The sequence below is a fragment of the Acidovorax sp. Leaf191 genome (assembly GCF_001424425.1).
Taxonomy (GTDB): domain Bacteria; phylum Pseudomonadota; class Gammaproteobacteria; order Burkholderiales; family Burkholderiaceae_C; genus Acidovorax.
The window spans coordinates 154,559-177,731 of record NZ_LMPT01000020.1 but is presented as its reverse complement, the minus strand read 5'-3'; the positions used below and the strand labels follow the sequence as shown (position 1 = coordinate 177,731).

The 23,173-nt window shown below is 63.7% G+C and carries 30 protein-coding genes and 1 tRNA gene; 28 read left to right on the top strand and 3 right to left on the bottom strand.

Translation table 11 applies throughout. The features are described 5' to 3' along the window. Positions 1-55: 55 nt before the first annotated feature. The 23 genes from ASG27_RS21005 (at position 56) to ASG27_RS20895 (ending at position 15,050) form a co-directional block, all read left to right on the top strand. The gene (locus ASG27_RS21005) at positions 56-952 is read left to right on the top strand and encodes a carbohydrate ABC transporter permease (RefSeq protein ID WP_056420339.1); all 897 of its coding nucleotides are present in this window, start codon (positions 56-58) and stop codon (positions 950-952) included. Beyond that, positions 945-1,757 carry a carbohydrate ABC transporter permease gene (locus ASG27_RS21000; RefSeq protein WP_056420338.1) on the top strand — a complete coding sequence of 271 codons (813 nt, stop codon included), beginning with the start codon at positions 945-947 and terminating at the stop codon, positions 1,755-1,757. Before ASG27_RS21005 ends, ASG27_RS21000 begins: the two co-directional genes overlap by 8 nt. Positions 1,758-1,906: 149 nt before the next feature. Continuing rightward, positions 1,907-2,215, top strand: coding sequence for a DUF2160 domain-containing protein (locus ASG27_RS20995; RefSeq protein WP_056172550.1), 309 nt, complete (start codon positions 1,907-1,909; stop codon positions 2,213-2,215). A 111-nt stretch (positions 2,216-2,326) separates the two neighbouring features. Further along, on the top strand, positions 2,327-4,057 hold the full coding sequence (locus tag ASG27_RS20990) for an ABC transporter substrate-binding protein (RefSeq protein WP_056420334.1): 1,731 nt from the start codon (positions 2,327-2,329) through the stop codon (positions 4,055-4,057). A 199-nt stretch (positions 4,058-4,256) separates the two neighbouring features. Further along, positions 4,257-5,855 carry a glycerol-3-phosphate dehydrogenase/oxidase gene (locus ASG27_RS20985; protein ID WP_056420331.1) on the top strand — a complete coding sequence of 533 codons (1,599 nt, stop codon included), beginning with the start codon at positions 4,257-4,259 and terminating at the stop codon, positions 5,853-5,855. A gap of 195 nt (positions 5,856-6,050) precedes the next feature. Further along, positions 6,051-6,419 carry a 50S ribosomal protein L14 gene (gene rplN / locus ASG27_RS20980; protein WP_007861702.1) on the top strand — a complete coding sequence of 123 codons (369 nt, stop codon included), beginning with the start codon at positions 6,051-6,053 and terminating at the stop codon, positions 6,417-6,419. A 9-nt stretch (positions 6,420-6,428) separates the two neighbouring features. Continuing rightward, on the top strand, positions 6,429-6,749 hold the full coding sequence (rplX, locus tag ASG27_RS20975; RefSeq protein WP_056420326.1) for a 50S ribosomal protein L24: 321 nt from the start codon (positions 6,429-6,431) through the stop codon (positions 6,747-6,749). Between the two features lie 9 nt (positions 6,750-6,758). Continuing rightward, positions 6,759-7,298 carry a 50S ribosomal protein L5 gene (gene rplE / locus ASG27_RS20970; RefSeq protein ID WP_005793632.1) on the top strand — a complete coding sequence of 180 codons (540 nt, stop codon included), beginning with the start codon at positions 6,759-6,761 and terminating at the stop codon, positions 7,296-7,298. Between the two features lie 8 nt (positions 7,299-7,306). Continuing rightward, on the top strand, positions 7,307-7,612 hold the full coding sequence (gene rpsN, locus ASG27_RS20965) for a 30S ribosomal protein S14 (RefSeq protein WP_056420323.1): 306 nt from the start codon (positions 7,307-7,309) through the stop codon (positions 7,610-7,612). A 20-nt stretch (positions 7,613-7,632) separates the two neighbouring features. Next, positions 7,633-8,028 carry a 30S ribosomal protein S8 gene (rpsH, locus tag ASG27_RS20960; protein WP_056420320.1) on the top strand — a complete coding sequence of 132 codons (396 nt, stop codon included), beginning with the start codon at positions 7,633-7,635 and terminating at the stop codon, positions 8,026-8,028. 26 nt (positions 8,029-8,054) lie between these two features. Next, positions 8,055-8,588 carry a 50S ribosomal protein L6 gene (rplF, locus tag ASG27_RS20955; protein WP_056420316.1) on the top strand — a complete coding sequence of 178 codons (534 nt, stop codon included), beginning with the start codon at positions 8,055-8,057 and terminating at the stop codon, positions 8,586-8,588. A gap of 11 nt (positions 8,589-8,599) precedes the next feature. Beyond that, positions 8,600-8,965 carry a 50S ribosomal protein L18 gene (gene rplR, locus ASG27_RS20950; protein ID WP_007861721.1) on the top strand — a complete coding sequence of 122 codons (366 nt, stop codon included), beginning with the start codon at positions 8,600-8,602 and terminating at the stop codon, positions 8,963-8,965. Between the two features lie 17 nt (positions 8,966-8,982). Continuing rightward, positions 8,983-9,501, top strand: coding sequence for a 30S ribosomal protein S5 (gene rpsE / locus ASG27_RS20945; protein WP_056420312.1), 519 nt, complete (start codon positions 8,983-8,985; stop codon positions 9,499-9,501). 13 nt (positions 9,502-9,514) lie between these two features. Beyond that, positions 9,515-9,697, top strand: a complete 183-nt coding sequence (gene rpmD / locus ASG27_RS20940) for a 50S ribosomal protein L30 (RefSeq protein WP_007861725.1) — start codon at positions 9,515-9,517, stop codon at positions 9,695-9,697. Positions 9,698-9,707: 10 nt separating this feature from the next. Further along, positions 9,708-10,139 (top strand): 50S ribosomal protein L15, encoded by a 432-nt coding sequence (gene rplO, locus ASG27_RS20935; protein ID WP_056420309.1) that lies wholly within the window; start codon positions 9,708-9,710, stop codon positions 10,137-10,139. Between the two features lie 24 nt (positions 10,140-10,163). Further along, positions 10,164-11,483, top strand: a complete 1,320-nt coding sequence (secY, locus tag ASG27_RS20930) for a preprotein translocase subunit SecY (RefSeq protein WP_056420306.1) — start codon at positions 10,164-10,166, stop codon at positions 11,481-11,483. Between the two features lie 142 nt (positions 11,484-11,625). Then, positions 11,626-11,739, top strand: coding sequence for a 50S ribosomal protein L36 (gene rpmJ / locus ASG27_RS20925; RefSeq protein WP_005793651.1), 114 nt, complete (start codon positions 11,626-11,628; stop codon positions 11,737-11,739). Between the two features lie 23 nt (positions 11,740-11,762). Continuing rightward, positions 11,763-12,128: a 30S ribosomal protein S13 gene (gene rpsM / locus ASG27_RS20920; RefSeq protein WP_035206424.1), complete on the top strand. Its 366-nt coding sequence runs from the start codon at positions 11,763-11,765 to the stop codon at positions 12,126-12,128. Positions 12,129-12,146: 18 nt separating this feature from the next. Then, entirely contained in the window at positions 12,147-12,551 is a 405-nt protein-coding gene (gene rpsK / locus ASG27_RS20915; protein WP_005793662.1) for a 30S ribosomal protein S11, read from the top strand. A gap of 90 nt (positions 12,552-12,641) precedes the next feature. Next, on the top strand, positions 12,642-13,265 hold the full coding sequence (rpsD, locus tag ASG27_RS20910; protein ID WP_056420303.1) for a 30S ribosomal protein S4: 624 nt from the start codon (positions 12,642-12,644) through the stop codon (positions 13,263-13,265). 113 nt (positions 13,266-13,378) lie between these two features. Then, positions 13,379-14,371 (top strand): DNA-directed RNA polymerase subunit alpha, encoded by a 993-nt coding sequence (locus tag ASG27_RS20905; protein ID WP_056420300.1) that lies wholly within the window; start codon positions 13,379-13,381, stop codon positions 14,369-14,371. Positions 14,372-14,558: 187 nt separating this feature from the next. Then, positions 14,559-14,951 (top strand): 50S ribosomal protein L17, encoded by a 393-nt coding sequence (rplQ, locus tag ASG27_RS20900; RefSeq protein ID WP_056420297.1) that lies wholly within the window; start codon positions 14,559-14,561, stop codon positions 14,949-14,951. 22 nt (positions 14,952-14,973) lie between these two features. Continuing rightward, positions 14,974-15,050: transfer RNA gene (locus ASG27_RS20895), tRNA-Met, on the top strand. Between the two features lie 378 nt (positions 15,051-15,428). Here the strand turns inward: ASG27_RS20895 and nhaR are convergent. Beyond that, entirely contained in the window at positions 15,429-16,325 is an 897-nt protein-coding gene (gene nhaR / locus ASG27_RS20890) for a transcriptional activator NhaR (RefSeq protein ID WP_056420294.1), read from the bottom strand. A 149-nt stretch (positions 16,326-16,474) separates the two neighbouring features. On the opposite strand from nhaR, the gene ASG27_RS20885 reads away from it, so the two are divergent. Then, entirely contained in the window at positions 16,475-17,026 is a 552-nt protein-coding gene (locus ASG27_RS20885; protein WP_056420292.1) for an Rrf2 family transcriptional regulator, read from the top strand. A 326-nt stretch (positions 17,027-17,352) separates the two neighbouring features. On the opposite strand, the gene ASG27_RS20880 is transcribed toward ASG27_RS20885, so the two are convergent. Beyond that, positions 17,353-17,766 (bottom strand): VOC family protein, encoded by a 414-nt coding sequence (locus ASG27_RS20880; RefSeq protein WP_056420289.1) that lies wholly within the window; start codon positions 17,764-17,766, stop codon positions 17,353-17,355. A 205-nt stretch (positions 17,767-17,971) separates the two neighbouring features. On the opposite strand from ASG27_RS20880, the gene ASG27_RS20875 reads away from it, so the two are divergent. Further along, the gene (locus ASG27_RS20875; RefSeq protein ID WP_056420286.1) at positions 17,972-18,781 is read left to right on the top strand and encodes an enoyl-CoA hydratase/isomerase family protein; all 810 of its coding nucleotides are present in this window, start codon (positions 17,972-17,974) and stop codon (positions 18,779-18,781) included. 173 nt (positions 18,782-18,954) lie between these two features. Here ASG27_RS20875 and ASG27_RS20870 read toward each other — a convergent pair whose 3' ends face one another. Then, on the bottom strand, positions 18,955-19,593 hold the full coding sequence (locus ASG27_RS20870) for a glutathione S-transferase (RefSeq protein WP_056420627.1): 639 nt from the start codon (positions 19,591-19,593) through the stop codon (positions 18,955-18,957). Between the two features lie 141 nt (positions 19,594-19,734). Between ASG27_RS20870 and ASG27_RS20865 the strand changes: the two genes are divergently transcribed. The 3 genes from ASG27_RS20865 (at position 19,735) to ASG27_RS20855 (ending at position 23,074) form a co-directional block, all read left to right on the top strand. Beyond that, positions 19,735-20,103 (top strand): DUF2946 family protein, encoded by a 369-nt coding sequence (locus ASG27_RS20865; RefSeq protein ID WP_200912461.1) that lies wholly within the window; start codon positions 19,735-19,737, stop codon positions 20,101-20,103. Positions 20,104-20,182: 79 nt separating this feature from the next. Continuing rightward, on the top strand, positions 20,183-22,495 hold the full coding sequence (locus ASG27_RS20860) for a TonB-dependent receptor (protein WP_056420284.1): 2,313 nt from the start codon (positions 20,183-20,185) through the stop codon (positions 22,493-22,495). 18 nt (positions 22,496-22,513) lie between these two features. Continuing rightward, complete coding sequence (locus tag ASG27_RS20855; protein ID WP_056420281.1) at positions 22,514-23,074, top strand: YcnI family copper-binding membrane protein; 561 nt, start codon at positions 22,514-22,516, stop codon at positions 23,072-23,074. The last annotated feature ends 99 nt before the right edge of the window (positions 23,075-23,173 follow it).

Below are 23,173 nucleotides of genomic sequence, written 5' to 3'. Positions count from 1 at the left end.
CCGCCCGGCCGCCCGAAGGCGCTCAGCACCGCAGTGCGCAGCGCGGAGGTTTCCAATGAGCAATACCACCAAACCCGTGAACCAGAAGGCCTGGTTCCTGATCCTGCCGGTGATCTTGTGCGTGGCCTTCTCGGCCATCCTGCCGCTGATGACGGTGGTGAACTACTCGGTGCAGGACATCATCTCGCCCGAGCGCCGCGTCTTCGTGGGCACGGAGTGGTTCGTGCAGGTGATGCGCGACGAAGAGCTGCACGCCGCGCTGCTGCGCCAGCTGACCTTCTCGCTGGCGGTGCTGGCGGTGGAGATTCCGCTCGGGATCATGCTGGCGCTGTCCATGCCCGCGCAGGGCTGGAAGTCGTCCGCCGTGCTGGTGGTGGTGGCGCTGTCGCTGCTGATCCCCTGGAACGTGGTGGGCACCATCTGGCAGATCTATGGCCGTGCCGACATCGGGCTCATGGGTCGCCTGCTGCAACAGGCGGGCATCGAGTACAGCTACACCGGCAACGCCACCCACGCCTGGCTCACCGTGCTGCTGATGGACGTGTGGCACTGGACGCCGCTGGTGGCGCTGCTGGCCTTTGCCGGGCTGCGCTCCATACCGGATGCGTACTACCAGGCCGCGCGCATCGACGGCGCGAGCAAGTTCGCGGTGTTCCGCTACATCCAGCTGCCCAAGATGCGGGGCGTGCTCATGATCGCGGTGCTGCTGCGCTTCATGGACAGCTTCATGATCTACACCGAGCCCTTCGTGCTGACGGGCGGCGGGCCGGGCAATGCGACCACGTTCCTGAGCCAGTACCTCACGACCAAGGCCGTGGGCCAGTTCGACCTGGGGCCTGCCGCAGCGTTCTCGCTGATCTATTTCTTCATCATCCTGCTGCTGTGCTTCATCCTCTACAACTGGATGCAGCGCGTCGGCACCGCCAGCAACGAAGGAGCCGGCCATGAATGAAAAGCGCTTTCAGAAGCGGTCGGTCTTCCTGGTCCTGTACCTGGCGTTCGCGGTGCTGCCCATCTACTGGATGGTCAACATGAGCTTCAAGACGAACGCGGAGATCCTCTCGACGTTCTCGTTCTTCCCGCAGCACTTCACGTGGGACAACTACAAGACCATCTTCACCGACGAGTCCTGGTACTCGGGCTACATCAACAGCCTGATCTACGTGGCCATCAACACGGTGATCTCGCTCACCGTGGCGCTGCCGGCGGCCTATGCGTTCAGCCGCTACCAGTTCCTGGGCGACAAGCATGTGTTCTTCTGGCTGCTGACCAACCGCATGACGCCGCCCGCGGTGTTTCTGCTGCCGTTCTTTCAGCTGTACACCACGGTAGGGCTCATGGACACGCACCTGGCCGTGGCCCTGGCGCACCTGTTGTTCAACGTGCCGCTGGCGGTGTGGATCCTGGAGGGCTTCATGAGCGGCATCCCGCGCGAGATTGACGAGACGGCGTACATCGACGGCTACAGCTTTCCGCGCTTCTTCATGACGGTGTTCCTGCCGCTGATCAAGGCCGGCGTGGGCGTGGCGGCGTTCTTCTGCTTCATGTTCAGCTGGGTGGAGCTGCTGCTGGCCCGCACGCTGACCAGCGTGAACGCCAAGCCCATCGTGGCCACCATGACGCGCACCGTGAGCGCCAGTGGCATGGACTGGGCGACGCTCGCCGCCGCCGGCGTGCTGACCATCGTGCCCGGCGCCATCGTGATCTGGTTCGTGCGCCACTACATCGCCAAGGGCTTTGCGATGGGCCGCGTTTGACGAGAGAGGGAGCAAAACGATGAACCACACCAATTCGCCGCAGAGTGCGCAGACTGCCCCAGACCAGCAGCAGCGGTGGAACGGGCTTCGCCCGGCCACCCGCTGCGTCCCCCTGGGGGGAAGCGCCGCAGGCGCTCAGGGGGGTGCCCATGTTTGACTGGATGGCCTGGACGCTGCCCGTGGCAGTGTTCTTTACATGCATCGTGCTGATGCTGGTGGGCATGACGGTGTGGGAGCTCAAGTCGCCCACGTCGATGCGCAAAGGTTTTTTGCCGCTGGAAACCACGCGCGGCGACCGGCTCTTCATCGGGCTGCTGTCGGCGGCCTACGTGAACCTGATCTTTGTCGGCATCAGCGGCAAGCTTGTCCAGTGGTTCAGCCTGTCGGCCGAACCGTCGGTGTGGATCAGCTTCGTGCTGTCGATGGCGCTGCTGGCGCTGATCCTGCGCAAGGGCTGAGCCGCCGACACGGCCACCCATCCGTAGATTCCCGTTGCGCGGCTCAACCCTTCCCCGGAGCTGCGCGACCCTTGCATCCAAAGGGGAGATGACTATGAGGAGACAGGCACTATGAAGACGCGGTACACAGCGCTGGCACTGGCAGTGGCGGTCATGACGGGGCAGTCCGCCCTGGCGGGTGAGGCGGAAGCCAAGAAATGGATCGACAGCGAGTTCCAGCCGTCCACGCTGAGCAAAGACCAGCAGATGGCCGAGATGAAGTGGTTCATCGAAGCCGCCAAGAAGCTGCAGGCCAAGGGCGTGAAGGAAATCTCGGTGGTGTCCGAGACCATCACCACCCACGAGTACGAATCCAAGACGCTGGCCAAGGCGTTCGAGGAAATCACCGGCATCAAGGTCAAGCACGACCTGATCCAGGAAGGCGACGTGGTCGAGAAGCTGCAGACTTCGATGCAGTCCGGCAAGTCGATCTATGACGGCTGGATCTCGGACTCGGACCTGATCGGCACGCACTACCGCTACGGCAAGATGATGAACCTGACCGACTACATGGCCGGTACGGGCAAGGAATGGACCAACCCGGGCCTGGATCTCAAGGACTTCATCGGCACCAAGTTCACCACGGCGCCCGACGGCAAGCTCTACCAGCTGCCCGACCAGCAGTTCGCCAACCTGTACTGGTTCCGTGCTGACCTGTTCGACCGCAAGGACATCAAGGACAAATTCAAGGCCAAGTACGGCTACGACCTGGGCGTGCCGCTCAACTGGAGCGCGTATGAGGACATCGCCGAGTTCTTCACCAACGACGTGAAGAACATCGACGGCAAGGCCATCTACGGCCACATGGACTACGGCAAGAAGGACCCGTCCCTCGGCTGGCGCTTCACGGATGCCTGGCTGTCCATGGCCGGCACGGCCGACATCGGCGCGCCCAACGGCCTGCCGATCGACGAGTGGGGCATCCGCGTGGCCGACGACAAGTGCACCCCGGTGGGCGCCTCGGTGGCCCGCGGCGGCGCGACCAACTCGCCCGCCGCCGTCTACGCGCTGGCCAAGTATGTGGACTGGATGAAGAAGTACGCGCCCAAGGAAGCCACGGGCATGACCTTCGGCGAAGCCGGCCCCGTGCCCGCCCAGGGCCAGATCGCGCAGCAGATCTTCTGGTACACCGCCTTCACGGCCGACATGGTCAAGCCCGGCCTGCCCGTGGTGAACGCCGACGGCACGCCCAAGTGGCGCATGGCCCCCGGCCCGAACGGCCCGTACTGGAAGCAGGGCATGCAAAACGGCTACCAGGACGTGGGTTCGTGGTCGTTCTTCAACGGCCATGACGCCAACAAGACGGCGGCGGCCTGGCTGTACGCCCAGTTCGTGACGGCCAAGACCACCTCGCTCAAGAAGACCCTGGTGGGCCTGACCCCGATCCGCGAGTCCGACATCCAGTCCAAGGCCATGACCGACGCCGCCCCCAAGCTGGGTGGCCTGGTGGAGTTCTACCGCAGCCCCGCCCGCGTGGCATGGTCGCCCACCGGCACCAACGTGCCCGACTACCCCAAGCTGGCCCAGCTGTGGTGGAAGAACGTGGCCCAGGCCGTCACGGGTGAAAAGACGCCCCAGGGCGCCATGGACACGCTGGCCGACGAGATGGACCAGGTGATGGCACGCCTGGAGCGCGCGGGCATGGCCCATTGCGCGCCCAAGCTCAACCCCAAGGGTGACCCCAACAAGTGGCTGAGCGACAAGCAGGCCCCCTGGAAGAAGCTGGCGAACGAAAAGCCCAAGGGCGAAACCATCGCCTACGACAAGCTGCTGCAGGCCTGGAAGGACGGCAAGGCCCGCTGATCCGGCTCTCCTGCCGCCGCACTGCGCTGTAGTGCGGCGGTCTTCACCGGCAGCCGGAGCCCACAAGGCCCCCGGCTGCCCTTTTTACTGGCGCGGGAGCATTCCGGCCGCCTCGCGGTGCGCTGTGAATCTCTCCCCGATACGTCAAGAATTTAAGGGTTAACCCTTAAATTTTGTCCCACCCATGGACAATCGCCCTATGACCACCGCTTCTGCTTCCGCTCCCCTTGCTACCCGGCGTGCCGATCTTCTGGCGCGCCTCGCCCAGCCCCATCAATATGACCTGGCCGTGATCGGCGGGGGGGCGACGGGCCTGGGGGTGGCGCTGGATGCGGCAGCGCGGGGTTTCAGCGTGGTCCTGGTGGACTCGCACGACTTTGCCAAAGGCACGTCGTCGCGCGCGACCAAGCTGGTGCACGGCGGCGTCCGCTACCTGGCGCAGGGCAACATCGCCCTGGTGCGCGAGGCCCTGCACGAGCGCACCACGCTCTTGAACAATGCGCCGCACCTGGCGCAGCCGCTGCCGTTCGTGATGCCGTCCTACCGTTTCTGGGAGACGCCGTTCTATGGCATCGGCCTCATGATGTACGACGCCCTGGCCGGCAAGGCGGGCCTGGGCGCCACGCAGTTCCTGGGGCGCGACCGCACGCTGGCGTGCCTTCCGACCGCCCGCACCGAGGGGCTCAAGGGCGGCGTGAAATACTGGGACGGGCAGTTCGACGACGCCCGGCTCGCGCTGGCGCTGGCGCGCACGGCCGCCAGCCGCGGGGCTCTGCTGGTCAACTACTGCCCGGCGCGTTCGCTGATCCACGAAGACGGCAAGGTGGCTGGCTTCGTCTGCGAAGACTCCGAGTCGGGCCAGCCATTCACGGTGCGCGCGCGCGCGGTGGTCAACGCCACGGGTGTGTGGGTGGACGCCCTGCGCCAGATGGACGGCGAGGCCATCGGCCGGCCGGTCAAGCCCATCGTCGCCCCCAGCCAGGGTGTGCACATCGTGGTGGACCGGGAGTTCCTGCCGTCCGACCACGCCCTGATGGTGCCCAAGACCGCAGACGGGCGCGTGCTGTTCGCCGTGCCGTGGCTGGGTAAGCTCATCCTGGGCACCACCGACAGCCCCCGCCAGGACATCGTGCGCGAGCCCCTGCCTTTCCGGGAGGAAGTCCAGTTCATCCTGCAGGAATCGGCCCGCTACCTGACCCGTGCCCCCCAACTGGCCGACATCCGGAGCATCTGGGTCGGCCTGCGCCCGTTGGTCAAACCCCAGGACGACGACGGCGACAACACCAAGAGCCTGAGCCGCGAGCACACGGTGTTGACCAGCCGCACCGGCCTGGTGACGGTGACCGGTGGCAAATGGACGACCTACCGCGCCATGGCGGAAGATGTGTTGCAAAAATGCTTCACCGCCGGGCTGCTGGCGGAAAAGCCCGCCGGGGTGACCAACCACCTGCCGCTGGTGGGCACGCCGACCACGCCCGTGCGGCACCGGATCAGCGACGCGCAAGGCCTGCACTCCTATGGCAGCGATGCGGCCGCCGTGCAGGCGCTGCCCGGCGCCGACGTGGACCTGGGCCAGGGCCTCACCGCCGCGATGGTGCGGTTTGCCGCCCGCAACGAATACGCGCGCACGGTCGAGGACGTGCTGGCCCGGCGCTCGCGCCTTTTGTTCCTGGACGCGCGCCGCGCCATCGAGCTCGCGCCTGCCGTGGCGCAGATCCTGCGCGAAGAGCTGGGCACCGATCCGGGGCTGGACGCCTTTGTGGCGCTGGCGCAGCAGTATCTGCATGCGCCGGTGTGATAGGGCCCTTGACTCCCTGGAATTGTTTTGCAATAATCGAGGGCTTCGCGTTTCCTACGTGAAGTTTCTGCCCAGCGGGAAGTGCTGCAAATGGTTTGCGGTGCGGACGACGGGCCCAAGACTGACTGGCTGATCTGCAGCCCTTGAGAAGTTCTCTGGGGCCGTGGTCTTCTGGTGCAAGTTGGGAATATTGAAATGATCCAGACAGAATCTCGGTTAGAGGTTGCCGACAATACCGGCGCCAAGTCCGTCCTTTGCATCAAGGTGCTGGGTGGCTCGAAGCGTCGCTATGCAAGCGTTGGCGACATCATCAAGGTGAGCATCAAGGAAGCCGCTCCGCGTGGCCGCGTCAAAAAAGGCGAGGTTTACAGCGCAGTGGTGGTTCGTACCGCAAAGGGCATCCGCCGCGGTGATGGCTCGCTCGTCAAATTCGACGGCAACGCAGCAGTGTTGCTGAATGCAAAGTTGGAGCCTATCGGCACCCGCATCTTTGGACCCGTGACGCGTGAACTGCGTACCGAAAAGTTCATGAAGATCGTGTCCCTGGCTCCTGAAGTTCTCTAAGGACGCGCCATGAACAAGATTCGCAAGGGCGACGAAGTCATCGTGCTGACCGGGCGCGACAAGGGCAAGCGCGGCACTGTGTCGCTGCGCAAGGACGACTCGTATCTCGTCATCGACGGCATCAACCTCGTCAAGAAGCACGCCAAGCCGAACCCCATGAAGGGTACGACGGGCGGCATCGTTGAAAAGGCCATGCCGATTCACCAGTCCAACGTGGCCATCTTCAATGCTGCCACCGGCAAGGCTGATCGCGTGGGCATCAAGTTGCAAGCTGACGGTTCGCGCGTTCGCGTGTTCAAGTCCAGCGGCGCTGAAATCAAGGCGGCCTAAGGGGTAAACATGGCACGACTCCAAGAAATCTACCGCGACAAGATCGCTCCCGAACTGACCAAGCAGTTCGGTTACACCTCGCCGATGCAGGTTCCCCGTCTGACCAAGATCACGCTCAACATGGGTGTGAGCGAGGCAGTCTCGGACAAGAAGGTGATGGACAACGCTGTGGCTGACCTGACCAAGATTGCTGGTCAAAAGCCCGTCGTCACCAAGGCCAAGAAGGCTATCGCCGGTTTCAAGATCCGCGAAGGCCAGGCCATCGGTTGCATGGTCACGTTGCGTGGCGTGCAGATGTATGAGTTCCTGGACCGTTTCGTGACCGTGGCTCTGCCCCGCGTCCGTGACTTCCGTGGTATCTCCGGTCGCGCTTTCGACGGCCGTGGCAACTACAACATCGGCGTCAAGGAACAGATCATTTTCCCTGAAATCGAGTACGACAAGGTGGATGCCTTGCGTGGTCTCAATATCAGCATCACCACGACGGCCAAGTCCGACGAAGAAGCCAAGGCGCTTCTCGCTGGTTTCCGTTTCCCGTTCAAGAACTGAGGCGAAGCATGGCTAAAGTAGCTTTGATCCAGCGCGAACTGAAGCGCGAAAAATTGGCTGCCAAGTACGCAACCAAGTATGCGGAACTGAAGGCAATCGCCGGCGATTCCAAGCGTAGCGACGAAGAGCGCGATGCAGCCCGTCTGGGCCTGCAAAAGCTCCCCCGCAACGCCAACCCCACGCGCCAGCGCAACCGTTGCGAAATCACCGGTCGTCCACGTGGAACCTTCCGTCAATTCGGTCTGGCTCGCGCCAAGATCCGCGAACTGGCTTTTGCAGGCGACATCCCCGGTGTCACCAAGGCCAGCTGGTAAGCAGGCAGGAGAGATACAACATGAGCATGAGTGATCCCATCGCTGACTTGCTGACCCGCATCCGCAATGCACAAATGGTCTCCAAGGCCACGGTGCTGGTACCTTCTTCCAAAGTGAAGGTTGCCATCGCCCAGGTGCTGAAGGACGAAGGTTACATCGACGGCTTCCAGGTCAAGACCGAAGCCGGCAAGTCGGAACTCGAAATTGCCCTGAAGTACTACGCAGGCCGTCCAGTGATTGAGCGCATCGAGCGCGTCAGCCGCCCTGGTCTGCGTGTCTATAAAGGCCGTGATTCCATTCCACAAGTCATGAACGGTCTGGGTGTGGCAATTGTCACGACGCCCAAGGGCGTGATGACCGATCGCAAGGCGCGCGCTACCGGTGTCGGTGGCGAAGTGCTCTGCTACGTGGCCTAACCCGCGGCATTGAGGAGAAAACTGAAATGTCCCGAGTAGGAAAAATGCCCGTGACCATCCCCGCTGGCGTGGATGTGTCCGTGAAAGAAGACCAGATCTCTGTCAAGGGTTCTGGCGGTACCCTGTCGCTTGCACAAAACGTGCTGGTGAAGGTGTCGAACAACGAAGGCAAGCTCAGCTTCGAGCCCGCCAACGATTCCCGCGAAGCCAATGCCATGAGCGGCACGATTCGCCAGTTGGTCAACAACATGGTGGTCGGCGTCAGCAAGGGCTTTGAAAAGAAGCTCAGCCTGATCGGCGTGGGCTACAAGGCTGCAGCGTCCGGTTCCAAGCTGAACCTGGCTGTGGGCTATTCGCATCCGGTCAACATCGAAATGCCCGCCGGCATCACGGTGGCTACCCCGACTCCCACGGAAGTGGTGATCAAGGGTGCCGACCGCCAGCGCGTCGGCCAGATCGCTGCTGAGATCCGTGCTGTTCGTCCACCCGAGCCCTACAAGGGCAAGGGCATCCGCTATGCGGACGAAAAAGTCACGATCAAAGAGACCAAGAAGAAATAAGGAGCTGCAACATGTTGACCAAGAAAGAGCAGCGTCTTCGTCGTTCGCGTCAGACCCGCATCCGCATTGCACAGCAAGGCGTGGCGCGTCTCACGGTGAACCGCACGAACCTCCATATCTATGCCAGCGTCATCTCTGGCGACGGCAGCAAGGTGTTGGCCAGCGCCTCCACCGCAGAAGCCGATGTGCGCAAGGAACTCGGTGGTTCGGGCAAGGGTGGCAATGCCGCCGCAGCCACGGCCATCGGCAAGCGCATTGCTGAAAAAGCAAAGGCAGCTGGCGTCGAGAAGGTTGCATTTGATCGCTCAGGCTTTGCCTACCACGGTCGCGTCAAGGCTTTGGCCGACGCAGCCCGTGAAGCCGGCCTGCAGTTCTAAGCGGAGCGGAATACAAAATGGCTAAATTTCAACCCAAGGTGCAGAGCGAAGGCCAGGACGACGGTCTGCGCGAGAAGATGATCGCGGTCAACCGCGTGACCAAAGTCGTGAAGGGTGGCCGTATTCTCGGTTTCGCTGCACTGACTGTGGTCGGCGACGGTGACGGCCGCGTCGGCATGGGCAAGGGCAAGTCCAAGGAAGTGCCTGCTGCCGTGCAAAAGGCGATGGAAGAGTGCCGCCGCAACCTGATGAAGGTTGCACTCAAGAGCGGCACCATTCACCACTCGGTGAAGGGCCATCACGGCGCAGCGTCGGTGGAACTCCACCCAGCACCCAAGGGTACCGGCATCATCGCTGGCGGCCCCATGCGCGCTGTTTTCGAAGTTGTGGGCATCACCGACATCGTGGCCAAGAGCCATGGTTCGTCGAACCCCTACAACATGGTTCGCGCCACCTTTGATGCGCTCGTCAAGTCGACCACCCCGTCGAGCGTGGCGGCCAAGCGCGGCAAAACGGTCGAAGACATCTTCGCCTGATAGGAAGCTGGAAATGACTACGCAACAAACCGTCAAGATTCAACTGGTGCGCAGCCCTATTGGCACCAAGGAATCGCACCGCGCCACCGTCCGTGGCCTGGGCCTGCGCAAGCTCAACAGCGTGAGCGAACTGCAGGACTCGCCCGAAGTGCGCGGCATGATTAACAAGATCAGCTATCTGGTCAAAGTCCTCTGAGAGATAGATCATGGAACTCAATAGCATCAAGCCCGCAGACGGCGCCAAGCATGCCAAGCGCCGCGTAGGCCGTGGTATCGGCTCCGGCCTGGGCAAGACCGCTGGCCGTGGTCACAAGGGTCAAAAGTCGCGCTCCGGTGGCTACCACAAGGTTGGCTTCGAAGGCGGTCAAATGCCTCTGCAACGTCGCTTGCCCAAGCGCGGCTTCAAGTCGCACCTGCTCAAGTTCAATGCAGAAGTCACGCTGACGGCGCTCGACCAACTCGGCCTGGCCGAAGTGGACGTGCTGGCCCTCAAGCAAGCTGGCCTGATCGGCGAGCTGGCCAAGGTGGTCAAGGTCATCAAGAGCGGTTCGCTCACGAAGGCTGTCAAGCTCAATGGCGTCGGCGCCACGGCAGGTGCCAAGGCAGCTATCGAAGCTGCCGGCGGCAGCGTCGCCTGAGTTTGACTTCGAAGGAAGGCATCTGTGGCTACTAGCGCGGCTCAAATCGCAAAGACCGGCAAGTTCGGCGACCTGCGTCGTCGTCTGGTTTTTCTGTTGATGGCGCTGGTCGTGTACCGCATCGGGGCTCATATCCCGGTGCCTGGTATCGATCCAGCCCAACTCCAGCAGCTGTTCAGTGGCCAGCAAGGCGGGATCCTGAACCTGTTCAACATGTTCTCGGGTGGCGCGCTGTCGCGTTTCACGGTCTTTGCTCTGGGGATCATGCCGTACATCTCGGCGTCGATCATCATGCAGCTGATGGGCTACGTGGTGCCAGCCTTCGAGCAGTTGAAGAAGGAAGGCGAAGCAGGTCGCCGCAAGATCACGCAGTACACCCGTTACGGCACGCTGGGTCTGGCTCTGTTCCAGTCGCTCGGTATTGCTGTGGCGCTGGAAAGCTCTGCTGGCCTGGTGATCAGCCCTGGCTTCGGCTTTCGCCTGACGGCGGTGGTCAGCCTGACAGCTGGAACGATGTTCCTGATGTGGCTGGGTGAGCAGATCACCGAGCGTGGTCTTGGCAACGGGATCTCGATCCTGATCTTCGCCGGCATCGCTGCCGGGCTGCCAAGCTCCATCGGTGGTCTTCTGGAACTGGTCCGTACGGGTGCGATGAGCATCCTGGCTGCGATCTTCATCGTCATCGTCGTGGGTCTCGTGACTTACTTCGTGGTGTTTGTGGAGCGTGGTCAACGCAAGATCCTCGTGAACTATGCGCGCCGGCAAGTGGGGAACAAGGTGTATGGCGGTCAGTCGTCGCACCTGCCCCTGAAGCTGAACATGGCGGGTGTGATTCCTCCGATCTTCGCGTCGTCGATCATCCTGCTGCCCGCCACGGTGGTGAACTGGTTCAGTGCTGGTGAGTCGATGCGCTGGCTGAAGGACATTTCTGGTGCGCTGACCCCTGGCCAGCCCATCTATGTGATGTTCTACGCCGCGGCCATCGTCTTCTTCTGCTTCTTCTACACGGCCCTGGTGTTCAACAGCCGCGAGACTGCAGACAACCTGAAGAAGAGCGGTGCGTTCATTCCAGGCATTCGCCCGGGTGAGCAGACTGCGCGCTACATCGACAAGATCCTGGTTCGCCTGACGCTGGCGGGTGCGGTGTACATCACCTTCGTGTGCCTGCTGCCGGAGTTCCTGATCTTGAAGTACAACGTGCCGTTCTATTTCGGTGGAACGTCGCTGCTGATCATCGTGGTGGTGACCATGGATTTCATGGCCCAGGTACAGAACTACATGATGTCGCAGCAATATGAATCACTGCTCAAGAAAGCCAATTTCAAAGGCAACGCGGGCGGTTGAGGATGAGGAAGGCAGGGATCGCACCGCGATGCACTGCCTGCAAGCTGGATATCGGTTACGTCGACGCCCCACGATTTTGCGGGCACAAATTGTGTTCCGTGCAAAGCAGCCGGGACGGATGGAAAAGTTTTAGGAGAATGCAATGAGAGTTTCGGCTTCGGTCAAAAAAATCTGCCGCAACTGCAAGATCATCCGCCGCAAGGGTGTGGTGCGCGTGATCTGCACGGACCTGCGTCACAAGCAGCGCCAAGGTTGATTGGAAAGTATTAGAGGACGCATATGGCACGTATCGCTGGCATTAACATTCCGCCGCACAAGCACGCGGAAATCGGTTTGACCTCCATTTTTGGTATCGGTCGCACCCGCGCTCGCAAGATCTGCGAAGCAACTGGTATCGCTTACTCCAAGAAGATCAAAGATCTGACGGACAGCGATCTGGAAAAAATTCGTGAGCAAATCGAACAGTTCACCATCGAAGGTGACCTGCGCCGCGAAACGACGATGAACATCAAGCGTTTGATGGACATCGGCTGCTATCGTGGCTTCCGCCACCGCCGCGGTCTGCCAATGCGTGGTCAGCGCACCCGTACCAATGCCCGCACCCGCAAGGGTCCGCGCAAGGGCGCAGCTGCACTGAAGAAATAAAGAGATTGAAAGATCATCATGGCTAAGTCTCCTGCCAATAACGCAGCCCAGCGCGTCCGCAAGAAGGTTCGCAAGAACGTTTCCGACGGCATTGCCCACGTGCACGCTTCGTTCAACAACACCATCATCACGATCACCGATCGCCAGGGCAATGCCCTGTCGTGGGCATCGTCCGGTGGCCAAGGTTTCAAGGGCTCGCGCAAGTCCACCCCGTTCGCTGCCCAGGTGGCATCGGAAGTGGCCGGCCGCGCTGCCATCGACCAAGGCATCAAGAACCTCGACGTCGAAATCAAGGGTCCTGGTCCTGGTCGTGAATCCTCGGTGCGCGCTCTGGGCGCACTGGGCATCCGCATCACGTCGATCTCCGACGTGACCCCGGTGCCCCACAACGGTTGCCGCCCTCAAAAGCGTCGCCGTATCTAATCTCTCTAAGCCCACCGCCGCCTGTGAACGCGCAAGCGCCTCAGGCGGCTCCCGCAATGGTTTGCGGTAGATGACACAAAGGAAGCTCAAGTGGCACGTTACCTCGGCCCCAAGGCCAAACTCTCCCGCCGTGAAGGCACGGACCTGTTCCTCAAGAGCGCACGCCGCTCGATCGCCGACAAGTCCAAGTTCGACTCCAAGCCAGGTCAGCACGGCCGTACCTCCGGTGCGCGCACGTCCGACTACGGCCTGCAACTGCGTGAAAAGCAGAAGGTCAAGCGCATGTACGGCGTGCTGGAAAAGCAATTCCGCCGCTACTTCGAAGCCGCTGACGGCAAGAAGGGCAACACCGGCGCCAACCTGCTGTTCCTCCTGGAATCGCGTCTGGACAATGTGGTGTACCGCATGGGTTTCGGCTCGACCCGCGCTGAAGCGCGTCAGCTGGTGTCCCACAAGGCGATCACCGTGAACGGCAAGTCCGTGAACATCGCGTCCTACCTCGTGAAGGCTGGCGACGTGGTGGCCGTGCGTGAAAAGTCCAAGAAGCAAGCGCGTATCGTCGAAGCCCTGCAACTGGCGGCCCAAGTCGGCATGCCTGCATGGGTGGAAGTGAATGCCGACAAGGCAGAAGGCATCTTCAAGAAGGCGCCTGACCGTGATGAGTTCGGTGCCGACATCAACGAATCGCTGATCGTTGAGTTGTACTCGCGCTAATCGGTCGAGTCAGTAATTCAAGAAAACCGTCCCTGAACCGCGAGGCATCGCGGTTTAGGCGCTTCACCAGCCTTACCGGTGTAACGAGCTGGGGGTATTGAGAGGAAGTCTGAATGCAAACCAATTTGCTGAAACCCAAGGCTATCAATGTCGAGCAGCTTGGCCACAACCGTGCCAAGGTCGCGCTGGAGCCGTTCGAGCGTGGCTACGGCCACACGCTGGGCAACGCCATCCGGCGCGTCCTGCTCTCGTCCATGGTGGGTTACGCAGCGACGGAAGTCACCATTGCAGGCGTTCTGCACGAGTACTCGTCCATCGATGGCGTTCAGGAAGATGTGGTCAACATCCTCTTGAACCTCAAGGGCGTGGTGTTCAAGCTGCACAACCGCGATGAAGTCACGCTGAGCCTGCGCAAGGACGGCGAGGGCGTCGTGACGGCCCGTGATATCCAGACCCCCCACGACGTCGAAATCGTGAACCCTGACCATGTCATCGCCAACCTGTCGCAAGGCGGCAAGCTGGACATGCAGATCAAGGTGGAAAAGGGCCGTGGCTACGTTCCCGGCAGCCTGCGCCGCTATGCGGACGAGTCGACCAAGTCGATCGGCCGCATCGTGCTGGATGCTTCGTTCTCGCCCGTCAAGCGCGTGAGCTACACCGTGGAAAGCGCTCGCGTGGAGCAGCGTACCGACCTGGACAAGCTGGTCGTCGAGATCGAAACCAATGGTGCCATCACTGCCGAAGACGCAGTGCGCGCATCGGCCAAGATCCTGGTGGAACAGCTGGCTGTGTTCGCACAGCTGGAAGGTGGCGAGCTGGCTGCGTTCGACGCACCTGCAGGCCCACGCGGCAATGCCACGTTCGATCCGATCCTGCTGCGCCCTGTGGACGAGCTGGAACTGACCGTGCGTTCTGCCAACTGCCTGAAGGCCGAGAACATCTACTACATCGGTGACCTGATCCAGCGCACCGAGAACGAGCTGCTCAAGACGCCTAACCTGGGTCGCAAGTCGCTGAACGAAATCAAGGAAGTGCTGGCCTCCCGCGGCCTGACGCTCGGCATGAAGCTTGAGAACTGGCCACCAGCCGGTCTGGACAAGCGCTGATCAGCCGCTATAATCCTGGGTTCCCCGAACAGGGGAGCCCGGTTTCCAAGTCCTCCGCAAGGGGGACTTTTTGTTCCCTGACAGGCAAGCGGCCAAGCGGCTGAACTGCCAAAAAGGGAACAGTGCCTCGGGAAGTACCTGACACGGCTGCCCGATTTAATTACATAGACAGTAGAAGGAAAGCACCATGCGCCACGGACACGGACTCCGCAAACTCAATCGCACCAGCTCGCACCGCCTTGCGATGCTGCAGAACATGATGAACTCGATCATCGAGCACGAGGCCATCAAGACCACGGTGCCCAAGGCCAAGGAACTGCGCCGCGTGATCGAGCCCATGATCACCCTGGCCAAGGTCGACACCGTCGCCAACCGCCGCCTGGCGTTCAACCGCCTGCGCGACCGTGACAGCGTCACCAAGCTGTTCAACGAACTGGGCCCCCGCTTCAACGCACGTCCCGGTGGCTACACCCGCATTCTGAAGATGGGCTTCCGCGTGGGCGACAATGCGCCCATGGCCCTGGTCGAATTGGTCGACCGCGCAGCAGAAACCGAAAATAATTCGGCAGCAGCTGAATAATAGGGTATAATTTATTTCTTACCGCGCGATGGAGCAGTCTGGTAGCTCGTTGGGCTCATAACCCAAAGGTCGGAGGTTCAAATCCTTCTCGCGCAACCAAATATTGGCTGATTCAGTCAGTCAAAGCAAAACGCCCACAGCAATGTGGGCGTTTTTGTTTTTGGGCTTGCTATCGGTGCCCGGTTGGCTGCGCAACGTTGGCGCAGGAAGTGCCTGGCTGCTGAGCTGGCTTGAGCGATTCCTTCCTGGCTGACGGTGTAGCGGGTAGCTGGCTGGCTGGCTGGCTGACTGTGCGGTCAATTGTTGGGTTGGCCGCGCTTGCAAGCCACACCCAGCCTCGCGGGTCGCTGAGATACGTCGCGGCCACTTTGTGTGGTCTACATGCGGCGCGGCGCCGTAGCTTGGCAGCGCTGCCAAGCTCACCAAGACGGTGTTTCCGACCTGCGTACGGTTCCCAGCGACGCGCCCACCCGCATTTCATTTCCCAAACAGATCCGCCTTCGCCGCCTTGGTGATGGCCGCCACGCAGGGGTGCGTGATGCGCCGCTCCACCGAGATCGCAAAGAATTCCTCCACCAGTTCGCTCGATCGGCCGATCACCTCGACGCCGAATTGCGCCGTGGTCTCGTCGTCCAGCACGGTGGGGGAGGTGAACACGCCACGGCCTTCGCGGCCGAACGCGTTCATGAGGGCGCTGTCGTCGAACTCGCCCACCAGGCGCGGCTGCAGCTGGTATTTGTTGAACCAGTGGTCCAGCTGCTGGCGCACCGAGGACATGGGGCCCTGGATCAGCATGGGCGCGCCCTGCAGGCATTGCGGGAAGTCGCCCTGCAGTTCTGCCCGCAGGCCCGGAGCGCACAGAAAACTCATGCCGCTGGTGCCCAACGGGTGGTTGAACGCCTTCACGCCGATCTTCCTGGACACAGGTTCGTCGGCCAGAACCAGGTCGAGCTTGTGCAGGCTCAACTGGGCGATCAGCTCCGGGAACTTGCCCTCCTGACAGGTCATGTGCACCTGCTGCGGCATGCCGAGCGCCGGCTCCAGCAGGTGATAAGCCACCGACTTGGCGATGGAGTCGGCCACGCCCACCCGAAACTCCAGCGGCTTGGCCTGGCCGCGGGACAGTCGCACCGATTTTTCCAGCTCTTCGCCCAGTGCAAAGATCTGCTCGGCGTAGCCCAGCGCCACGCGCCCTTCGCTGGTGAGCTCCAGCCCGCGGCCGCGCTTGCGGAACAGGTCGTGCCCCAGCCATTCCTCCAGCTGCTTGATCTGCCCCGATAGCGTCTGCGGGGTGGTGTGCAGCTGCTCGCCGGCGCGCATCACACCGCCCGCCTTGGCCACCGTCCAGAAGTAGCGCAGGTGCTTTAAGTTCATGTGGCGTCCTATGCTTCGAAAAAACCGATGTATTTGAATCGATAAAACGAATATACGCGAAGTGTCAAACTGACTACATTGAACGCTTGGCCCCATTCCGTGGCGACTGCCCGGCTTGGAACTGTCGTGTTCACACAAGGAGTACAACGATGCGAATCACTACCCGAGGACAACTTGCGGTGTCGGCGATGACCGACCTCGCGCTGCGCCAGAAGATTCGCCCGGTGGCGCTGTCGACGATCAGCGCCCGCCAGGGCACCTCGCTGTCGTACCTGGAGCAACTGTTCAGCGCCCTGCGCCGCGCGGGGCTGGTGGACAGCACGCGCGGTCCCGGTGGCGGCTACACGCTGGCCCGGCGCGCCGACCAGGTGTCCGTGGCCGAGATCATCCTGGCGGTCGAGAACCTCAAGGCCGATGACCTGCAGAACCTCGGTGCCGGCCAGGCGGCGCAGGTGAAGTCGATGACGGGCGACCTGTGGTCCACCTTCAACGCACGGGTGATGGACTATCTGCAGTCCGTGACCTTGCAGGACCTGGTGGCCCAGCAGATCGAAAAGGGTGTGGTGGCGGAAGAGGCCGCAGTCCCCGCGGCCGCTCCCCGCCCCAAGCTGAGTGCCAAGCCGCGCCCGCTGATGGCACGGGTGGGTGTGCCCAACTCGGTGTTCGCGCTCGGGACCATCCCGCTGCTGCAGCGCCGCTGACCTCACGGCCCTGTCGACAATGCAGCCTGACGGCGTGCGCCGTCAGCAGGGCATGCGGGCAGGGGAGGGGTCCCCAAGGCTGGCAGGGCGTCGAGGCAGCAGGCAGCTGCTGCCGGGACGGCCGTACCCGCCGGAAGGCAGTTGCAGTACCCCTGGGGAGCGCCGCGCCGTGCGCAGCGTGGTGCCCGCGCTGGCCCCTGCGAGCGCCAGCAAGCGCCAACGAGCGCCGAGCGGTGCGAAGGACGCGCGGGCGGCAAAGAGGGGATTGGGAGCGCTGGCGCGCAGGACGTGCCGGCAGCACGCTCCCGGCCGGGGCAGCGTGCGACTCAGGCCGCGTAGACCTCGTCCAGCGACCGGAACCCCTTCATCTCGATGGGATTGCCGCTGGGGTCGTGAAAGAACATCGTCCACTGCTCGCCGGGCTGGCCTTCGAACCGCACCTGGGGCTCCAGCGTGAAGGCGGTGCCTGCGGCCTTCAGCCGGCCGGCCAGCGCATGCCAGTCGGGCAGCTCCAGGATGGCGCCGAAGTGCGGCATGGGCACCAGGTGGTCGCCCACATGGCCGGTGCGGGCGCTGGTGAACGGCTCGCCCAGGTGCAGGGAGATCTGGTGCCCGAAGAAATCGAAGTCCACCCAGGTGTCGGTGCTTCGGCCTTCCTGGCACCCCAGCACACCACCGTAAAAGCGGCGTGCGGCGTCGAGGTCGGTGACGTGAAAAGCAAGATGAAAAAGGCTGCGCATGACGGCAGGATAGCAGCGCGGCAGCACAGGGAGCGGACACAGCGGCGCACCGGCACGGCCTGATCCGGCTGCTTCTCGGCGCCCCAACTGGTCCGGGCCTGCGCGGGGCACCGCAGTTCGCCTCCTGCGACCCACCGCGTGCCACGGCATGCCACCACGCCACAATGCTCCATCTTCCCCACCGCACTTTGCTGCGCCCACTGCCATGCCCAACGCATCGCCCGACTATCAGCGTTATGAAACCCTGCGCATCACGCGCCGCGGCCAGGACGGCGCCGTGCTGGACATTCAAATGCGTGCGCTCAATGGCAAGCTGCCCACCGCAGGGCATGTGGGCCACCGGGAGCTGTGCGAGATCTGGCGCGATGTGAACGACGACGACAGCGTGCGCTGCGCGGTTTTGCGTGGCGAGGGCGCGGGCTTTTCGGGCGGCGGCGACCTGGCCATGGTGCAGGACATGACCGAGGACTTCGGGGTGCGCTGCCGCATCTGGAAGGAGGCGCGCGACCTCGTCTACAACATCGTGCACTGCGACAAGCCCATCGTCTCGGCCATCCACGGGCCTGCCGTGGGCGCGGGCCTGGTGGCAGGCCTGCTGGCCGATATCTCCATCGCGGCCAAGGGCGCGAAGATCGTGGACGGCCACACCCGGCTGGGCGTGGCGGCCGGCGACCATGCGGCGATCGTGTGGCCTCTGCTGTGCAGCATGGCCAAGGCCAAGTACTACCTGCTGCTGTGCGACCCGGTGAGCGGCGAGGAGGCCGAGCGCATCGGCCTCGTCTCGCTGGCCGTGGACGAGCCCGACCTACTGCCGCGCGCCTACGAGGTGGCCGACCGCCTGGCCGCGGGCTCGCAGACCGCCATCCGCTGGACCAAGCACGCGCTCAACCAGTGGCTGCGCCAGGCGGGCCCGATGTTCGAAACCTCGCTGGCCCTGGAGTTCATTGGCTTCGGCGGCCCCGACGCCCGCGAAGGCGTCGCTGCCCTGCGCGAAAAGCGCGCTCCCAAGTTCTGACCCACCAGCTGCGCGCGGCGCCCAGTGCCCGCGCCCCTGCCGTCCCGTCCGGCTCATTGCCTGGGCCCCGTGCGACTGGCGCAGCCCCATGCCAGTGTCACCGTGGAACCGGCTTTGCCGGGCCACCGGTGGCGTCCCCTCCGGGGGAAGCCGCGCAGCGGCTCAGGGGGGCTTCACTTCCTCGCGAGCATCTCCGCCGTGTTGGTCTTGCGATCGGCGTTGACGCGCTGCACGTGCGGGCGCTCGGCCATGCGGGTGAGGTACTCGCGCACCGGCAGGTCGGCCAGGTAGTCGCGGCCGTAGATGATCTTGGTGGCCGAGCTCACCAGCGGCAGGTGCACGATGGCGGCGCAGTCGGCCAGGGTGAAGGTGTCGCCGCCCACGTAGGGGCTGAACTGGGCCAGCTGGGCAAACGCGGCGATGTTCTTCGTGAGCTGCGCACCGACCTTTTCGCGCGCGGCCTCGCTCACGGTGCCGCCGAAAAAGGCCTGCGGATACAGGTTGCGCGCCACCAGCTCCAGGTGCAGCTCCAGAAAGGTGATCAGCTCGCGCACCTTGGCAGCGGCCAGCGGGTCGGCCGGGATCAGCGGGTGTTCGGGGTGGGCCGACTCGATGTAGTCTGCGATCACCGCCGATTCGCACAGCGTGCCGTGCGGCGTGCGCAGGTAGGGCACCTTGCCCAGGGGCGACGCGCTCCGGTCGGTCTCGCCGACCCAGGCCAGCTCCTCGGTGAAGGGCAGGCCTTTTTCGAGCAGGGCGAGTTTGACCTTGTTGTAGTAGTTGCTGGCCGAAAAGCCGCAGAGCGTGAGCATGGTGGTGTCTCCGTTGTTGTCGTTGAAGGGGGCGGCAGGCAGGCGCCAGGCCGGATCGTAGGCCCCGCCCGCCAGGGCGCCCGTCGCCCAGATGACCTCCGTCAAGGCCGCGGCAGGTGCGGCATCTACAATCGGGCCTCCATGGTGCCGTCCCTGCAAACCCTCCGCAGCCTTCGCTGGCTCGCCCGCTGTGTGCTGGCGTGGTTTGTGGTGTCCATCGGGGTGGCGGTGGCGTCGCCGCTGGTCAGCCCGCAGGCCATGGAGCTGATCTGCTCGGGCTCGGGCGCGATCAAGCTGCTGGTCAAGACCGACGACGGCGTGCAGGAAGTGACGAGCCACGCGCTCGACTGCCCGCTGTGCGCCCATGTCGGTGCACCGCCGCCCGCCACGCAGGCCCCGCTGCCGGTCGTTCATCCTCTGGCGCACGCCCTGCGCCCCATCCCCGCCGCGCACATCGCTGCGCGCACCGCCGCGCCGCTGCCGCCGCGCGGGCCGCCTGCATTCTCCTGATTTGCTATTAATTCAATAGCTGCTGGCGCTTGTCCATCAAGCGGTAGCAGCCTGTTTGGCTTGTATTTCAGGAGTTTCCATGCGCAAAAGCCGCAGGGTGCTGGCCGTGGCCGGTGCCTTTCCTCTCGCCCTGTTCGGGGCTGCGCCCGCGCAGGCCCAGGCCGCCGACGGCGCGCCCGTCAAGGAGTTGGGCGTCGTCACCATCACCGGCGGCCAGCCCACTTCGCTGCCCACGCAGATCCCCACCACCATCGAAGGCGTGACGCGCGAGCAGATCGAGCATTCGATCAACGCCACCGACAGCGAAGACGCGCTCAAGTACCTGCCCAGCCTGCTGGTGCGCAAGCGCTACATCGGCGACTACAACCACGCCGTGCTGTCCACGCGCGCCTCGGGCACGGGCAACCCGGCGCGGTCCATGGTGTTTGCCGACGGCATCCTGCTCAGCAACTACCTGGGCAACGGCCCCACCAACGCGCCGCGCTGGATGCTGGTCACGCCCGAGGAGATCGAGCGGGTGGACGTGCTCTACGGTCCGTTTTCCGCCGCGTATGCCGGCAACTCGGTGGGCGCGGTGGTGGACTACGTGACGCGCATGCCCACCCGGTTCGAGGCGCACGGCAAGGTCAGCGTGCAGCACCAGCCGTTCGACCTGTACAACACCAGCGCCAGCTACGGCGGCCAGCAGGCCAGTGCCTCGGTGGGCAACAAGAACGGCGACTGGTCGTGGTTCCTCAACTTCAGCAAGACCGACAGCGAAGGCCAGCCGCTCACCTTCCCCACGCGCCTGGTCTCTGCAGGCGCGCCGGGCAATGCGGGCACACCGGTCACCGGCGCCGTATCGGGCAACAACCGCAGCAACCAGCCGTGGTACCTGCTGGGCACCGCCACGCAGTACCGCACGCAGCAGGACCACATCAAGGCCAAGCTCGCCTACGACCTCTCGCCCACGGTGCGCGCGGCCTACACCTTCGGCTGGTGGCACAACGAGTCCGAAGGCCGCCCCGCCAGCTACCTGCGCGATGCGGGCGGCAACGCGGTCTACAGCGGCAGCGTGAACATCAACGGCCGCTCGTTCATGCTCATGCCGAGCGACTTCAATGTGTCCAACGAGGCGCTCACGCACTTCATGCACGGCCTGTCGGTCAAGAGCCGCACGCAGGGCGTGTTCGACTGGGAGGTCGCCGCCAGCCGCTACGACTACCACCAGGACACGCTGCGCGCAGCCACCGTGGCCCTGCCCGCCGCACTGAACGGCGGCGCGGGCCGCATCGTCGACGGCAAGGGCACCGGCTGGACCACGCTGGCCGCCAAGGGCACGTGGCGGCCCGACGGCGTGCAGGGCGCGCACATCGTGGACTTCGGCCTGCAGCGCGACAGCTACCAGTTGCGCAGCGTCGAGAACGCGACCACGGACTGGATCAGCGGCACCGCCGGTGCGCGCAACCAGGCGTTCAACGGCGACACGCAGCTGATCGGCCTGTGGGCGCAGGACACCTGGAAGATCGCGCCCCGGTGGAAGGCCGTGCTGGGCGCGCGCGCCGAGCGCTGGAGCGCCAGCCACGGGCAGACGGCCAATGCCAGCACGGTGCTGGGCCACCCCGAGCGCACCGAGAACTACCTCTCGCCCAAGGCCGCCGTGGCCTACCAGGCCAGCGCGCAGTGGGTGCTCAAGGCCTCCACCGGCCGCGCGGTGCGCATGCCCACGGTGTCCGAGCTCTACCAGGGCGGCATCAGCGGCAGCGGGGTGCTGGTCAACAACGACCCGAACCTCAGGCCCGAAAAGTCCTGGACCACCGAGCTGACCGCCGAGCGCGACCTGGCCGGCTGGGGCGGCGAGGGCCTGCTGCGCCTCACCGCGTTCTTCGAGCGCACGCGCGACGCGCTGTACTCGCAGACCAACGTGCTCGTCACCCCCAACGTGACCAACGTGCAGAACGTGGACGCCATCCGCACCAAAGGCCTGGAAGCGTCCTACCAGGCCGCCAACGTGTTCGTGCGCGGGCTGGACATCGGCAGCAGCCTGACCTGGACCGACTCCAAGATCACCCGCAACGACAAGTTCCCGGCCAGCGTCGGCAAGTGGCAACCGCGCATCCCCGCGTGGCGCGCCAGCGCCGTGGCCACCTACCGGCCAGACGCCACCTGGTCGTACACCCTGGGCGCGCGCTACAGCGGCAAGCAGTACGGCACGCTGGACAACACCGACACCAACGGCTTTGCCTACCAGGGCACCAGCCGCTACTTCACCACCGATGTGCGCGTGCGCTACCAGGTCAGCCACCAGGTGAGCGTGGCGGTGGGCATCGACAACCTCAACAACTACCGGTACTGGAACTTCCACCCGTATCCGCAGCGGACGTACATGGCTGAACTGAAGGTCACCCCCTGAGAAAGAAAGGTTACGGAAATGAATGTGAATACTATGAAAAAAATAGCTGCTGGCGCTTTATGGATCAGCGGTAGCGCCCTTTTTGTGCCTGCATCCGCCCACGTGGTGCTCGAATACCAGGTGGCCCCGGCCGCCAGCAGCTACAAGGCGACCTTCAAGGTGGGCCATGGCTGCGGCGCGGCGCCCACGCGGCAGATCGTGGTGGACATTCCGGCCGGCATGCGCAGCGCGCGGCCCATGCCCAAGCCGGGCTGGGCGCTGGACGTGCAGCGTGACAAGCTGGCCCAGCCCTACACCAGCCACGGCCGCAGCGTCACCGAAGACGTGGTGCGCATCACCTGGACCGCGAAGACGCCGGACGACGTGCTGCCAAGCGCGCACTACGACGAGTTCGTGCTGGTCGCCACCACGCCCGAGCAGGCGGGCACCGTGTACTGGCCCGTGCGCCAGGTCTGCACCGAAGGCCGCAGCGACTGGACCGAGGTGCCAAAGCTCGGCCAGAAGCTGTCGGACCTGAAGTCCCCTGCGGCCGCACTGGAGATTCTTCCCGGCGGCAGCGCGGGTGGCCACAATCACTGACAGTGGCCGCGTTCCTCATCTTTGCCTCTAGCAATCTCTCTTCTTGCCACGCCGCACCGCGCGTGGCGCTGCACCTTTTCTGAACTGAAGGACAACACA

Bases quoted from the DNA above. Each gene is read 5' to 3' on its own strand.
- ASG27_RS20870 (WP_056420627.1), bottom strand. From the start codon at position 19,593: ATGCTCACGCTCTGCGGCTTTTCGGCCAGCAACTACTACAACAAGGTC.
- ASG27_RS20860 (WP_056420284.1), top strand. From the start codon at position 20,183: ATGCGCAAAAGCCGCAGGGTGCTGGCCGTGGCCGGTGCCTTTCCTCTC.
- ASG27_RS20865 (WP_200912461.1), top strand. From the start codon at position 19,735: ATGGTGCCGTCCCTGCAAACCCTCCGCAGCCTTCGCTGGCTCGCCCGC.
- rpsN (WP_056420323.1), top strand. From the start codon at position 7,307: ATGGCTAAAGTAGCTTTGATCCAGCGCGAACTGAAGCGCGAAAAATTG.
- ASG27_RS21000 (WP_056420338.1), top strand. From the start codon at position 945: ATGAATGAAAAGCGCTTTCAGAAGCGGTCGGTCTTCCTGGTCCTGTAC.
- ASG27_RS20875 (WP_056420286.1), top strand. From the start codon at position 17,972: ATGCCCAACGCATCGCCCGACTATCAGCGTTATGAAACCCTGCGCATC.
- rpsK (WP_005793662.1), top strand. From the start codon at position 12,147: ATGGCTAAGTCTCCTGCCAATAACGCAGCCCAGCGCGTCCGCAAGAAG.
- ASG27_RS20990 (WP_056420334.1), top strand. From the start codon at position 2,327: ATGAAGACGCGGTACACAGCGCTGGCACTGGCAGTGGCGGTCATGACG.
- ASG27_RS20880 (WP_056420289.1), bottom strand. From the start codon at position 17,766: ATGCGCAGCCTTTTTCATCTTGCTTTTCACGTCACCGACCTCGACGCC.
- rplN (WP_007861702.1), top strand. From the start codon at position 6,051: ATGATCCAGACAGAATCTCGGTTAGAGGTTGCCGACAATACCGGCGCC.
- ASG27_RS20855 (WP_056420281.1), top strand. From the start codon at position 22,514: ATGAATGTGAATACTATGAAAAAAATAGCTGCTGGCGCTTTATGGATC.
- rplX (WP_056420326.1), top strand. From the start codon at position 6,429: ATGAACAAGATTCGCAAGGGCGACGAAGTCATCGTGCTGACCGGGCGC.
- rplO (WP_056420309.1), top strand. From the start codon at position 9,708: ATGGAACTCAATAGCATCAAGCCCGCAGACGGCGCCAAGCATGCCAAG.
- rpsH (WP_056420320.1), top strand. From the start codon at position 7,633: ATGAGCATGAGTGATCCCATCGCTGACTTGCTGACCCGCATCCGCAAT.
- rplQ (WP_056420297.1), top strand. From the start codon at position 14,559: ATGCGCCACGGACACGGACTCCGCAAACTCAATCGCACCAGCTCGCAC.
- ASG27_RS21005 (WP_056420339.1), top strand. From the start codon at position 56: ATGAGCAATACCACCAAACCCGTGAACCAGAAGGCCTGGTTCCTGATC.
- ASG27_RS20995 (WP_056172550.1), top strand. From the start codon at position 1,907: ATGTTTGACTGGATGGCCTGGACGCTGCCCGTGGCAGTGTTCTTTACA.
- rplR (WP_007861721.1), top strand. From the start codon at position 8,600: ATGTTGACCAAGAAAGAGCAGCGTCTTCGTCGTTCGCGTCAGACCCGC.
- ASG27_RS20885 (WP_056420292.1), top strand. From the start codon at position 16,475: ATGCGAATCACTACCCGAGGACAACTTGCGGTGTCGGCGATGACCGAC.
- ASG27_RS20985 (WP_056420331.1), top strand. From the start codon at position 4,257: ATGACCACCGCTTCTGCTTCCGCTCCCCTTGCTACCCGGCGTGCCGAT.
- rplF (WP_056420316.1), top strand. From the start codon at position 8,055: ATGTCCCGAGTAGGAAAAATGCCCGTGACCATCCCCGCTGGCGTGGAT.
- rpsE (WP_056420312.1), top strand. From the start codon at position 8,983: ATGGCTAAATTTCAACCCAAGGTGCAGAGCGAAGGCCAGGACGACGGT.
- rpmJ (WP_005793651.1), top strand. From the start codon at position 11,626: ATGAGAGTTTCGGCTTCGGTCAAAAAAATCTGCCGCAACTGCAAGATC.
- rpmD (WP_007861725.1), top strand. From the start codon at position 9,515: ATGACTACGCAACAAACCGTCAAGATTCAACTGGTGCGCAGCCCTATT.
- nhaR (WP_056420294.1), bottom strand. From the start codon at position 16,325: ATGAACTTAAAGCACCTGCGCTACTTCTGGACGGTGGCCAAGGCGGGC.
- rpsM (WP_035206424.1), top strand. From the start codon at position 11,763: ATGGCACGTATCGCTGGCATTAACATTCCGCCGCACAAGCACGCGGAA.
- rplE (WP_005793632.1), top strand. From the start codon at position 6,759: ATGGCACGACTCCAAGAAATCTACCGCGACAAGATCGCTCCCGAACTG.
- ASG27_RS20905 (WP_056420300.1), top strand. From the start codon at position 13,379: ATGCAAACCAATTTGCTGAAACCCAAGGCTATCAATGTCGAGCAGCTT.